General features: G+C 68.3%; 10 protein-coding genes. All 10 read right to left on the bottom strand.

From position 1 onward, the window contains the following. Nucleotides 1-25 precede the first annotated feature (25 nt). The 10 genes from nrdF to EW117_RS27175 all read right to left on the bottom strand — a co-directional run bounded on the left by nrdF (nucleotide 26) and on the right by EW117_RS27175 (nucleotide 12,861). A complete protein-coding gene (gene nrdF, locus EW117_RS27220) occupies nucleotides 26-1,006 on the bottom strand; it encodes a class 1b ribonucleoside-diphosphate reductase subunit beta (protein WP_129789863.1) in 981 nt (326 codons plus the stop codon). Nucleotides 1,007-1,096: 90 nt separating this feature from the next. Continuing rightward, nucleotides 1,097-3,202: a class 1b ribonucleoside-diphosphate reductase subunit alpha gene (gene nrdE, locus EW117_RS27215; RefSeq protein ID WP_207212096.1), complete on the bottom strand. Its 2,106-nt coding sequence runs from the start codon at nucleotides 3,200-3,202 to the stop codon at nucleotides 1,097-1,099. A 38-nt stretch (nucleotides 3,203-3,240) separates the two neighbouring features. Further along, on the bottom strand, nucleotides 3,241-3,675 hold the full coding sequence (gene nrdI / locus EW117_RS27210) for a class Ib ribonucleoside-diphosphate reductase assembly flavoprotein NrdI (RefSeq protein WP_129789861.1): 435 nt from the start codon (nucleotides 3,673-3,675) through the stop codon (nucleotides 3,241-3,243). Between the two features lie 35 nt (nucleotides 3,676-3,710). Next, nucleotides 3,711-3,953: a glutaredoxin-like protein NrdH gene (nrdH, locus tag EW117_RS27205; protein ID WP_020017613.1), complete on the bottom strand. Its 243-nt coding sequence runs from the start codon at nucleotides 3,951-3,953 to the stop codon at nucleotides 3,711-3,713. Between the two features lie 385 nt (nucleotides 3,954-4,338). Further along, nucleotides 4,339-5,754, bottom strand: a complete 1,416-nt coding sequence (locus EW117_RS27200; RefSeq protein WP_129789860.1) for a serine hydrolase domain-containing protein — start codon at nucleotides 5,752-5,754, stop codon at nucleotides 4,339-4,341. Between the two features lie 179 nt (nucleotides 5,755-5,933). After that, a complete protein-coding gene (locus EW117_RS27195) occupies nucleotides 5,934-7,370 on the bottom strand; it encodes a GH1 family beta-glucosidase (protein WP_129789859.1) in 1,437 nt (478 codons plus the stop codon). Further along, nucleotides 7,367-9,643 (bottom strand): alpha-xylosidase, encoded by a 2,277-nt coding sequence (gene yicI / locus EW117_RS27190; RefSeq protein ID WP_129789858.1) that lies wholly within the window; start codon nucleotides 9,641-9,643, stop codon nucleotides 7,367-7,369. The genes EW117_RS27195 and yicI overlap by 4 nt, the downstream gene beginning before the upstream one ends. Before the next feature lie 45 nt (nucleotides 9,644-9,688). Beyond that, nucleotides 9,689-10,585: a carbohydrate ABC transporter permease gene (locus tag EW117_RS27185; protein WP_129789857.1), complete on the bottom strand. Its 897-nt coding sequence runs from the start codon at nucleotides 10,583-10,585 to the stop codon at nucleotides 9,689-9,691. Nucleotide 10,586: 1 nt separating this feature from the next. Continuing rightward, nucleotides 10,587-11,564: a carbohydrate ABC transporter permease gene (locus EW117_RS27180; RefSeq protein WP_242504603.1), complete on the bottom strand. Its 978-nt coding sequence runs from the start codon at nucleotides 11,562-11,564 to the stop codon at nucleotides 10,587-10,589. Beyond that, entirely contained in the window at nucleotides 11,557-12,861 is a 1,305-nt protein-coding gene (locus EW117_RS27175; RefSeq protein ID WP_129789856.1) for an ABC transporter substrate-binding protein, read from the bottom strand. Before EW117_RS27175 ends, EW117_RS27180 begins: the two co-directional genes overlap by 8 nt. Nucleotides 12,862-13,097 lie beyond the last annotated feature (236 nt).

The raw sequence follows: 13,097 nt of genomic DNA, 5'->3' as shown, positions 1-13,097 counted from the left end.
TGCGCGACGGGCTCCCGACGTGGTGTCAGAAATCCCAGTCGTCGTCCTCGGTCTCCACGGCCTTGCCGATCACGTACGACGAGCCGGACCCCGAGAAGAAGTCGTGGTTCTCGTCCGCGTTCGGCGACAGGGCCGCGAGGATGGCCGGGTTGACGTCGGTGTCCTCCTTGGGGAACAACGCCTCGTAGCCCAGATTCATCAGGGCCTTGTTGCCGTTGTACCGCAGGAACTTCTTGACGTCCTCGGTCAGTCCCAGCTCGCCGTACAGCGAGTCGGTGTACTCCACCTCGTTCTCGTACAGCTCGAAGAGCAGGTCGAACGTGTACGCCTTGAGGTCGTCCTGCTCGGCCTGCGTCAGCTGCGCGAGGCCCTTCTGGTACTTGTAGCCGATGTAGTACCCGTGCACCGCCTCGTCACGGATGATCAGGCGGATCAGGTCGGCCGTGTTCGTGAGCTTCGCCCGCGAGGACCAGTACATCGGCGCGTAGAAGCCCGAGTAGAACAGGAACGACTCGAGCATCGTCGAGGCGACCTTGCGCTTCAGCGGGTCGTCGCCCCGGTAGTAGTCGAGGACGATCTCCGCCTTCTTCTGCAGGTTCGCGTTGTTCTCGGACCACTCGAAGGCGTCGTCGATCTCCGGCGTCGACAGCAGCGTGGAGAAGATCGAGGAGTAGCTCTTCGCGTGCACGCTCTCCATGAAGGCGATGTTGGTGTACACCGCCTCCTCGTGCGGAGTGAGCGCGTCCGGGATCAGCGACACCGCGCCGACCGTGCCCTGGATGGTGTCCAGCAGGGTCAGCCCGGTGAACACCCGCGAGGTCATGGTCTTCTCGTGCGCCGAGAGGGTGTTCCACGACTGGATGTCGTTGGAGACCGGAACCTTCTCGGGCAGCCAGAAGTTGCCGACGAGGCGGTCCCAGACCTCGGCGTCCTTCTCGTCCTCGAGGCGGTTCCAGTTGATCGCTGTCACGCGATCGATGAGCTTGAGCTTCCCTGTGGGCGACATCTTCGTTCTTCTTCCGATGTACGACGGCGGCTGCGGCCGGGCTGATCATGGTCGGTGCGGGCACGCCGAGACAGGCGCATCCCCAGTGCTCTAGAGCATGCAGCTGACGCAGTCCTCCACGGACGTGCCCTCAAGAGCGAGCTGACGCAGACGGATGTAATAGAGGGTCTTGATGCCCTTCCGCCATGCGTAGATCTGCGCCTTGTTCACGTCGCGCGTGGTGACGGTGTCCTTGAAGAACAGCGTGAGGCTCAGGCCCTGGTCCACGTGCTGCGTCGCCGCGGCGTACGTGTCGATGATCTTCTCGTACCCGATCTCGTACGCGTCCTGGTAGTAGTCCAGGTTGTCGTTCGTCATGTACGGCGCCGGGTAGTAGACGCGACCGAGCTTGCCTTCCTTGCGGATCTCGACCTTGGCCGGGACCGGGTGGATCGACGACGTCGAGTTGTTGATGTAGCTGATCGAACCCGTGGGCGGGACGGCCTGGAGGTTCTGGTTGTAGATGCCGTGCTCCATGACCGAGGCCCGCAGCTCGCGCCAGTCGTCCTGCGTCGGGATCGCCACGCCGGCGTCGGCGAAGAGGCGGGCGACACGCTCGGTGGCGGGCTTCCACTCCTGCTCGACGTACTTGTCGAAGTACTCGCCGGTGGCGTACTTCGAGTCCTCGAACCCGCCGAACTTCTTCTTCCGCTCGATCGACAGGCGGTTCGACGCCGCGATCGCGTGGTAGGCCACGGTGTAGAAGTAGATGTTCGTGAAGTCGACGCCCTCGTCCGAGCCGTAGTAGATGCGCTCACGAGCGAGGTAGCCGTGCAGGTTCATCTGGCCCAGACCGATGGCGTGCCCCTGGTCGTTGGCCAGCTTGATCGACGGGACCGACTCGATCGACGTCTGGTCGCTCACCGCGGTCAGCGCGCGGATCGCGGTGTCGATGGTGCGGCCGAAGTCCGGCGAGTCCATCGCCTTGGCGATGTTCAGCGAGCCGAGGTTGCAGGAGATGTCCCGGCCGACCTCGTTGTAGGAGAGGTCCTCGTTGAACGTCGACGGGGTCGACACCTGCAGGATCTCGGAGCACAGGTTCGAGTGGGTGATGCGGCCCTTGATCGGGTTCGCCTTGTTCACCGTGTCCTCGAACATGATGTACGGGTACCCGGACTCGAACTGCAGCTCGGCGAGCGTCTGGAAGAAGTCGCGCGCGCTGATCGTGGTCTTGCGGATGCGGTCGTCGGCGACGAGCTCGTCGTACTTCTCCGAGATGGAGATGTCGGCGAACGGCTTGCCGTAGACGCGCTCGACGTCGTACGGGCTGAACAGGTGCATGTCCGCGTTCTTCTTGGCCAGCTCGAACGTGATGTCCGGGATGACCACACCGAGCGAGAGCGTCTTGATGCGGATCTTCTCGTCCGCGTTCTCCCGCTTCGTGTCGAGGAACCGCATGATGTCGGGGTGGTGCGCGTGCAGGTACACCGCGCCGGCGCCCTGGCGCGCGCCGAGCTGGTTCGCGTACGAGAAGGAGTCTTCCAGGAGCTTCATCACGGGGATGACGCCGGACGACTGGTTCTCGATGTGCTTGATCGGCGCGCCGTGCTCGCGGATGTTGCTCAGGAGCAGCGCCACGCCACCGCCGCGCTTGGAGAGCTGCAGCGCGGAGTTGATGCCGCGGGCGATCGACTCCATGTTGTCCTCGATGCGCAGCAGGAAGCAGGACACGGGCTCGCCGCGCTGCGCCTTGCCGACGTTGAGGAAGGTCGGCGTCGCCGGCTGGAACCGTCCGGAGATGACCTCCTCGACGATGTCGCGTGCCGTCTGCTCGTCGCCGTCGGCCAGGCCGAGCGCGACCATGGTGACGCGGTCCTCGAAGCGCTCCAGGTACTTCTTGCCGTCGAACGTCTTGAGCGTGTACGAGGTGTAGTACTTGAAGGCGCCCAGGAACGTCTCGAACCGGAACTTCTTCGAGTAGGCGAGCTGGAACAGCTCCTTGACGAACGCGCCGGAGTACTTGGCCAGCACGGTCGCGTCGTAGTACTTGGCCTCGACCAGGTGCTCGAGCTTTGCCTCGAGCGTGTCGAACTCGACCGTGTTCGGGTTCACGTGCTGCAGGAAGTACTGGCGGGCCGCCTCACGGTCCTTCTCGAACTGGATCTTCCCGTCCGGCCCGTAGAGGTTCAGCATGGCGTTGAGCGAGTGATAGTCCATCTGGATGCGCTCCAGGGGGATCTCGCTCAGGCCTTCGGTCAAGCTGAGAGGCTCAGTGGTTGTTGCTGCCAAAATCGTCCCAATCCGTTGCGGACGCGCGTGACGTCCTGCGCCGTTCCCAGTAGTTCGAAGGCGTAGAGGTAGGGGACATCGCACTTCGCGGCAATGATGTCCCCGGTGATGCAGTACGCAGCCCCGAAGTTGGTGTTCCCCGCAGCGATGACGCCGCGGATGAGCGACCGGTTGTGTTCGTCGTTGAGGAACTTCCTCACCTGCCGTGGGACGGCCCCGCCCTCGTTACCGCCACCGTAGGTGGGGGCCATGAGGACGTAGGGCTCGTCCACGCGCAGGAAGCCGTCAGCCGGGCGCAGCGGGATCCTGTGCACCGGCATCCCCAGCTCTTCGAGTGCGAGCTTCTGGACGAACCGGTGAGTGTTCTCCGACACGCTGGAGAAGTAGACGAGAGAACCCACGTCACGCCTCCTTGCCGACGTTGCTGTACTGCAGGTCAGGCCGAGGCGGCCTGCAGCGCGGCGACCGCGCTGATCTGGTCGGGGCGAAAGCCCGACCAGTGAGTGTCACCGGCTACGACGACCGGCGCCTGGAGGTACCCGAGACCGCGAACCATCTCGAGCGCCTCGGCGTCCTGCGTGATGTCGACGACCGTGTACTCGACACCCTTGCGATCCAGTGCCCGGTACGTCGCGTCGCACTGGACGCATGCCGGCTTGCTGTAGACCGTGACGCTCATGTCCGCCTCCTCTGACCTCGAAGGACACCCGTGAACTTACACCGGTGTGCTTTGTTTGCGGGTCTGCGTCTCCCGCTGAACCAAACACTACACCTAGTGTCTGACACTCGCTTGCTTACGACATGTTGTGGTTGAGGCCGAACGGCGCACTACACGGGAACCGCCCGGGACGCTCATGGACCATGCTGCCACGAGCCTCTGACACCGCCTGGGAGGCGGCGCGCCGCGGTTCGCGGGACGCGGTCGGGCGGGCTGCGGGAGACGCCAGAAAGTGCACCTCACGCGCCCCGGAGGGCGTCCGCGAGGCCCAAAAAGTGATCTGAGTCAGCGGCGTGTCGCGACGCTTGGGCGTGTCCCGCCGGACACCGATCGGAGAACCCGGTCGTCACCCGGCGGAGCTCGGGCGGTGCCAGCCTCGCGGGTCGACACCGCCGGGCACGGCCGTGGCCGGATCGTACGGCGCACGCGTGAAGTGGAAGGTACCCACGTCCAGCGCGACGGCCCCGTCCCCGGCGTCGCGCACCTCGAACCGCTCCCCCAGCCAGTAGCCGCCCTCGACGCCGCGCAGCACGCCCTCGACGTCGTCGAAGACGGTGCCGCGGCCGCCGTCCGGGGACCGCAGATCGACGCGCCCCGCCGCATCGATGCTCACCACGTGCGGGAACGGCCCCCAGTACCAGGTGCCGGTGACCGCACCCTGCTCGAGCTCCCGCCTCAGCACCGGCTCCGTTCCCCGCCCGACGCCGTCGCGCGGCGCGCGCATTGGCAACGGCAGTGGCGTAGGCACCACGGCACCCTGCAGCGCCGCGAGCAGGCCGGCGCCACCACCGGCCCCGTGCGTCGACGAGCCGCAGACGGCGACCACCTCGCCCGTCGCGACGTCGGCCCGGAAGTCCGCGGTGAACCCCGGCACCGAACCGCCGTGACCGATCGTGCGGACGGTGCCGTCCTGGCGCACGCGCACGCCCAGACCGTGGGCGGTGGGCCACGGCCCGCCAGCGGGACCGGCGTCGTCGACCACTACGCGCGGGACGGCCATCTGGCGGCGCAGGGCGAGCGGGAGCACCGCCTCGCCCGCGTCGCGGTCCGCCTCGCCGCCCACCAGCCACATGCCGAACCGCACCAGGTCCGACGGTGTGGACCACACCTCCCCGGCGGGCCCCGCCGCGCGGAACTCGGCCACCGGCTCGTGGTGCACCAGCTGCGCGTGCGGGTGCACGGCGTACCCCGTGACGTGCGGACCCACGGGCACGCGGCCGGTGGCGGTCATGCCCAGCGGGCCCCACAGCTCGTCCCGGAGCACCTGGGCCCAGGCACTGCCCCGCACCACCTCGACCAGCCGGCCCAGCACCGCGAACCCGGGGTTGCTGTAGTGATACCTCTCGCCCGGGTCCCAGATCTGCTCGACGCCGGAGCGGACCAGCTCGTCCCACGTGGGCCCGCCGTGCCGCTCCCACCACAGGCCCGGGAACTCGGACTGCAGGCCGCTCGTATGCGTGAGCAGGTGGCGGACCGTGGCGTCCGGGGCGGGCGCGTCCGGCAGGTGCCTGCCGATCGGGTCCGCGAGCGCCACCTCTCCCTCGGCGACGAGCCGGAGCACTGCCACGGCGACCATGGGCTTGGTGAGGGACCCGACACGGAAGGCGTGCTCCGGCGTCGGGCCGCCCACCCAGGGCGCGTGGGCGACGTCCGCCCAGACCACCTCGCCCCCGCGGCCGGCTGCCGCGGACAGGGCGGGCACCCGCGCGTCGTCCCGCGTCCGGGCGAGGAGGCCGTCCAGGACATCACCTAGCTCGTTCATGCGCAGAAGGTAACCCGTCCTGAGCACGACGGCGCCCTCGGCTGCAGTGCGCGGCCATGCCGCACGCAAGGGTGGCCGAACGTAGGAGTAGTCGCCGCATGCGGGCACATGCCACGACTACCCCTACGTTCGACGCCCGCGGCCGGTCGGCGAGACGCCGGCCGGTCAGCAGACAGGGCTCAGGCCGGCGAGACCTCGTCCGTGCCCGGGAGGACATTCGTCGTCGCCAGGCGGCGGTACCAGTGCGCCGAGTCCTTCCAGGTGCGCTCGAGCGTCTCGTAGTCGACGCGGATGATGCCGAACCGGCGGTCGTAGCCGTAGGCCCACTCGAAGTTGTCGAGCAGCGACCACGCGAAGTACCCGCGAACGTCCACGCCCTTGTCTCTGGCGAGGCCCAGGGCCTCGACGTGGTCGTGCAGGTAGGACACGCGCAGCGGGTCGTGGACCCGCTTGACACCGTCCTCGACGGTCACCTCGTCGGCGAACGCGGCGCCGTTCTCCGTGACCATCAGGGGCTGGTCGGGGTAGGTGTCGCGCAGCGAGATCAGCAGGTCCGTCAGGCCGGCGGGCTCGATGTTCCAGCCCATGGCCGTGTACGGGCCAGGCTGCGGCAGGAACTCGACGTCGTCCGCGGCGATCCACGGCGTGCCTGCGGAGTCCTTGTGGCCGTCGGCCTGCTGCCGCTCACCCTGCCCGGAGAAGTGCCGCACGCGCGCCGTCGAGTAGTAGTTGACGCCCAGCACGTCCAGCGGCTGCTTCGTGATCTCCAGGTCGCCGTCGTGCACGAACGACCAGTCGGTGACCGACGCCGTGTTCTCCTGCAGGTCGGCAGGGTACGCGCCGTCGAGAACGGGCCCGAGGAACGCCCGGTTGGCCAGGGCGTCGACCTTCCGGACGGAGCCCTGGTCGGCCTCGGACGAGGGGTCGTCCGGCCGGAAGACGTGCAGGTTCAGCGTGATCGACGTCTTCGCGGCCTCGCCGAGCACCTCGCGGATCTGCTGCACCGCGAGGCCGTGCGCCAGGTTGAGGTGGTGCACAGCCTGCAGCGCGGCCAGGGGCTCCGTCCGGCCCGGCGCGTGGACGCCCGAGCCGTACCCCAGGTACGCCGTGCACCACGGCTCGTTGAGCGTGGTCCAGACGTCGATGCGGTCCCCGAGCTCCTCGGCCATCCGACGGGCGTACCGCGCGAAGGCGTAGGCCGTCTCGCGGTTGGTCCAGCCGCCGGCGTCCTCCAGCTCCTGCGGGAGGTCCCAGTGGTAGAGCGTCACCACGGGCTTCACGCCCGCGGCGAGCAGCCCGTCGACGAGGTCCGAGTAGAACCTGATGCCCTCGGCATTGAACTCGCCCGAGCCGCCCGGCTGCACGCGCGGCCACGCGATGGAGAACCGGTACGCGCCCAGTCCCAGGTTCTTGATGTGCTCGACGTCCTCCTGCCACCGGTGATAGTGGTCGTCCGCGACGTCGCCCGTGTCGCCGTTCAGCGTCTTGCCGGGGGTGTGCGAGAACGTGTCCCAGATGGAAGGTCCGCGGCCGCCCTCGGTCGCGCCGCCCTCGATCTGGTACGACGCCGTCGCCGACCCCCAGAGGAACTCCGTGGGGAATGTCCGTGCGCTCACAGTGTCACCTCTCCTGGGCCGGTGGCCCGAACGTTCTTTCCGTCATTCTCGACGCTCCACTCGCCAGGCGCGTCCGCACTGGTCACGTGCACGACGCCGGACGCGCACCGCACACGGAACGTCGCCGGGGCGCCGGTGCCGCCGGGTACCAGGACCTCTTCGTCGAACCCGTCGGGCAAACGGGTGCAGCGTAGCGTCACGCCCTCGGCCCATGCGTAGTCGGGCCGGTCGTCGCGAGCGCCGACGGGCAGCACCGTGCCGGGCCGTACGAACAGCGGGAGGCTGTCGAAACCGTGCTCCTCGGCGACCCAGCGCGGGCCGGTGATCGTCGAGGCCAGCCCGGCCCCGCCGACGTCGGGCAGCCGCGTCCACTCCCCCTCGGGCAGGTAGTACTCGACGCGCGACTCGTGGAAGACGGGCGCGACCAGCAGCGACGACCCCAGCATGTACTGGGTGTCGACGGAGGCCGCGGTCCGGTCCTCGGGGAACTGGAGCACCATGGGCCGCATCACGGGCGTGCCCTCCTCGGCGGCCACGTGGCCGAGCCTGCCCAGGTACGGCATGAGCCGCAGCTTCAGCTTCGTGAACTTCCGGGTGACGTCGACCGCCTCGTCGTCGAACGCCCACGGCACACGGTAGGAGCTGGACCCGTGCAGGCGGGAGTGCGAGGACAGCAGGCCGAACGCGGCCCACCGCTTGAACACGGCCGGGTCGGGCGTGCCCTCGAAGCCGCCGATGTCGTGGCTCCAGTAGCCGAACCCGGACAGCGACAGCGACAGGCCGCCGCGCAGGGACTCCGCCATCGAGACGAACGTGGACTCGCAGTCGCCGCCCCAGTGCACCGGGTAGGCCTGCGTGCCCGCGGTCGCGGACCGCGCGAACAGTACGGCCTCGCCGCGCCCGCGCTCCTCCTCGAGCAGGTCGAAGACCGTCTTGTTGAACAGGGAGGTGTAGTAGTTGTGCATGCGCTGCGGGTCGGACCCGTCGTGCCAGACGACGTCGGTCGGGATGCGCTCCCCGAAGTCCGTCTTGAAGCAGTCGACGCCCTGGCCCAGGAGCACGCGCAGCTTGTCCTGGTACCACGCGGCGGCGTCGGGGTTGGTGAAGTCGACCAGGCCCATGCCGGCCTGCCACTTGTCCCACTGCCAGACGTCGCCGTCGGGCGTCGTGACCAGGTAGCCCTTCTCCTGGCCCTCCCGGAACAGGTGCGAGCGCTGGGCGATGTAGGGGTTGATCCACACGCAGACCTTCAGGCCGCGCTCGTGCAGCCGGGCCAGCATGCCCTCCGGGTCGGGGAACGTGGCCGGGTCCCACACGAAGTCGCACCAGTGGAACTGCCGCATCCAGAAGCAGTCGAAGTGGAACACCGACAGCGGGATGTCGCGCTCGGCCATGCCGTCGATGAAGCTGTTGACGGTCTCCTCGTCGTAGTTCGTGGTGAACGACGTCGACAGCCACAGCCCGTACGACCAGGCCGGGACGACCGCGGGCCGCCCCGTCAGGGCCGTGTACCGGCGCAGGATCTCGGCCGGCGTGGGGCCGTGGATCACGTAGTACTGGAGCGACTGCCCCGGCACCGAGAACTGGGTGCGGCTGACCACCTCGGAGCCCACCTCGAACGACACCCGCTCGGGGTGGGCCACGAACACGCCGTAGCCGCGGTCAGTCAGGTAGAACGGAACGTTCTTGTACGCCTGCTCGCTCGCGGTGCCGCCGTCCTCGTTCCAGACGTCGACGCTCTGGCCGTTCTTCACGAACGCGCCGAACCGCTCGCCCAGGCCGTAGACGTGCTCGCCCACGCCGAGCCCGAGCTGCTCGTGCACGAAGTCGCCGTCCGGCGTGCTCGCGATCCCGACGCTCCGGTCCGACGACGAGGTGAGTACCTCGCCGTCGGCCACGAAGTCGACGTGCCACGGGCCGTCGGTGGAGACGCGGGCCGTGAGGCCACCGGAGACCAGCTCGGCCGGCCCCTCGCCCAGGCCGGCGGGCACGACGACCTTGACCGCGCCGGGCTCGCGGTTGACAGCGAAGTGCGGGCCCGGGTCGCGGCGGCCCTGGTGGTGCTCGATGCGGACGCCGATCACGTCGTCGGCCGGGGCGTCGAACGTGACGGTGACGACCGGGCGGTTCAGGGTGTCGCCGCGCCGCGTGATCGGCGCTGTGGGCGCGTACACGGTGAGGGTCTCGTCGCCTGCCTCGACCGAGTCGATGTCGCGGGGACGCAGCATCTCGACGCCGGGGCGCAGCTGCCAATAGCCGTCAGTGAATCTCATAGGGGCTGGTACCTCTCGGCGTCGTTGTCGTTGTGTTGAATGCACTCACTTGACCGCCCCGGCGGTCACGCCCCGGGTCAGGGTGCGCTGGAAGATCAGGAAGAACACGACGGCCGGCACGAGGGAGACGAGCGAGCCCGCGTTGATGGTCGGCGCGTCCATCATGCGATCGCCCTGCAGGGAGGCCAGGGCGATGGGGATGGTCTGGGTGTCGTTGCTGGTCAGCATCACCAGCGGGATGAAGAACTCGTTCCAGGTCCAGATGAAGAAGAAGATCATCAGGACCGAGAGCGTCGGTCGCACGATCGGGAACACGACCTGCCAGAGGATGCGCCACCGGCTGGCGCCGTCCAGCGCCGCCGCCTCCAGGAGCGCGGGCGGGAACGTGCCCAGCACGGAGGACAGCAGATAGGTGCCGAAGGCCGACTGGATGACGGTGAAGATGATGATCACCGACCACTGCGAGTTCGACAGCCCGACCGACTGCGCCATGGTGAACAGCGGGTAGATCAGCGCCTCCTGCGGCAGCATGTTCGCCAGCAGGAACAGCGCGACGATCCACAGCCGTCCCTTCACCCGGCCGATGCCTATCGCGTACGCGTTGAGCAGGGACAGCAGCGCGCCCAGCACGGCCACGACGGCCGAGATGAAGACCGAGTTCCAGAGCTTCACCGGGAACTCGGTGCGCTCCCAGAAGGCGACCACGCCGTCCAGGTACAGCGACGACGGCAGGGACAGCGGGCCGTTCGCCGCGTACTCCTGCGGCGACTTGAACGCGTTGAGCAGCATGATCCCGAACGGCGCCAGAACGGCGAGGCCCACGAGCACGGCCGCGGCCAGGACGAGCCAGCGGCCGGGGCCACGGCGGTACCGCGAGTCGATGGCGGCGGCCCGCGCCCGAGCCGATCGGGGAGCCGGTCGCGCGTCGGTGGCGACAGCCATGTCAGATCCCCTCCCTCTCACGTCGTTCGGCCCGGTTCTGCAGGCCGAGGATGATCAGCGCCACGACGACGATCACGAGCGTGAGCACCGTGGCGATCGCCGCCCCGTAGCCGACCTGCGACTTGTCGAAGAAGCTCAGGTACGAGTAGTAGCTCGGCACGAGGGTCGAGCTCTCGGGGCCGCCCCTCGTGAGCACGTAGATGGGCCCGAACACCTTGAGCGCCGCCACCGTGCAGGTGAGCGTGACCACGAAGGTCTCCGGCCGGATCTGGGGCACCGTGATGGCCCGGAACCGGTCCCACCACCCTGCGCCATCGAGCTCGGCCGCCTCGTAGAGCTCCGGGTCCACCCGCTGCAGCGCGGCCATGAAGATGACCACGGGATAGCCCATCTGGACCCAGATCAGCACGAGCATCACCGACGGCAGCGCCGTGGTGGGGTCGCCGAGCCAGTTCGGCGGCGACTCGACGCCGATGCCGCGCAGGATCACGTTGAGCGCCCCGGTCTGGGAGTTCAGGATCCAGTTCCACAGCACGCCCGCCACGGCGACGGGCAGGATCTGCGGCAGGTAGTAGGTGGCGCGCAGCACCGAGGAGACGCGCTCGCCGAACCGCCGTCCGAGGTAGTCGAACAGCACCGCCGCGAGCACCAGCCCCAGCAGCGTCGGCACCAGGACCATCGCGACGATCATCGCCAGCGAGTTGCCGAACGACGTCCAGAACTTCTCGTCGCCCAGCAGGTCCACGTAGTTGCCCAGCCCGTTCCAGCGCAGCGGCGCCATGCCGCCGCGCCACTTGAACAGGCTGAAGTACACGTTCGTCACGAGCGGGTACCCGATCACCACGATGAACGCGGCCGCGCCCGGCAGCAGGTAGGGCAGGTACGGCACCCACGCTGCCCGACGGCGGCGCGTTCCGCGCGAGGCTCGCGGGCGGCCGGCCGCCCGCGAGCGCTCTTCGGTCAGCGTGCCGTCAGCCATCGAGCAGGTCGGCCTTGCCCTCGTCGTAAGAGCTCTGCAGCCCGTCCAGCACCTCGTCCGGCGTCTTGGACCGGTTGACCAGGGACTGCAGCTCGCTGACGAGCACGTCGTAGTAGCCGGCCACCGGCCAGTCCGGGTAGTACGCCAGACCGTCCTCGTCGAGGATCGCCTGGAAGTTCTCGGTGAGCTCCCGCGTGCGCTCGTCCTCGATGACCGAGGCGTCGCCGGCCACGGGCAGGCCGCCCTCCTGGGCCAGCACGTTCTGCACCTCGGGGCGCAGCGTGATGTCGATGAACTCCTCGGCGAGGCTCGGGGAGTCGGCGTTGGCCGGGACCACCCAGAGGTTGCCCGACGAGCCGGTGTGCAGCGTGTTGCCCGGGAAGTTGAACTGGCCCCAGTCGGCCTCGACCTCGGCCGCGAGCCGGCCGAACCACCAGGACCCGCTGACCATGAGCGGGTAGGTACCGTCGATGAACGAGACGCCCATGTCCTCGGCGGTGAGCGCCGCCGAGTCCGAGGCGATGTAGCCCTTCTCGATCCACTCGTCGAGCGTCCGTGTGGCCTTGGTCATCGCCTCGTTGTGGAAGTCGACGTCGTTGGCGAAGAGCTGGTAGTCGTCCACCAGGGCGCGGTCACCGTACGCGAGCACGAGCTCGTACCAGAGCTGGCCCAGCGGGTACTCGGCGCCGGCCTCGGCCAGCGGCGTGATGCCCTCCTTCTTGAAGGCGGCCAGCACGTCCTCGAACTCGTCGAGGCTCGTCGGCACCTCCAGCCCGTGCTCGGCGAACATGTCCTTGTTGTAGTAGACCCCGACGAACTCGCCGTAGTTGGGCACCCCGTACCACTCGCCGGAGCCCATGAGCCCCTGCTCGTCGTACGTCGCGGTGGTCGCGAGCGAGCCGGTGAGCTTCTCGTCCCAGCCGCGCTCGGTGGCGGCGTCGGTCAGCGGGGTCAGCAGGCCCTGCGCCGCGAGCTGGCCCGCCGTCGCGTTGCCCTTGTTGAACTCCATGACGTCGGGCACGTCGTCGCCCGTAAGCACGATCTTGGCGTTCTTCTGGATCTGCTCGAACGTCTGCTTCTCGACGTCGACCGTGACGTCCGGGTTCTCCTCCTCGAAGATCTTGATGGCCTCGGCCCACGCCTGGCCCATCGCGGAGTCCTCGTTCTCGTAGTGCCAGATCGTCAGCGTGCTGTCGTCGGTGTCGCCGCCCCCGCCGCTCTGGCCGGTGCAGCCCGCCAGGGCCAGGGCACCGGCCATCGCTGCCGCCACGGCTGTCATGGTCCGCTGGTGCTTCATTGCATATCTCCTTGGTTCCCAGAGCCCGGCTTGTGGCTCAGTGCTCGACGTCGGCTTGGCACCCTTACCCTCTCGGCCCGCCCCAGACGTCTGCGTCTTGGCTCTCGAAGTCGGAATCGTCGAAGCGTTTCAACAACGCTAACCCCGGTTTCCCGTACATGTCCAGTGGCCTGTCTGGGCAATAGGGCTAGACTTCCATCGAAGCGCTTCCCTAGCATGCGGCACACTGGTGTGCG

It is taken from the genome of Promicromonospora panici (assembly GCF_900608595.1).
Taxonomy (GTDB): domain Bacteria; phylum Actinomycetota; class Actinomycetes; order Actinomycetales; family Cellulomonadaceae; genus Promicromonospora; species Promicromonospora panici.
Note: the sequence above shows the minus strand (reverse complement) of the source record. Positions and strands in the feature narration are given on the sequence as shown.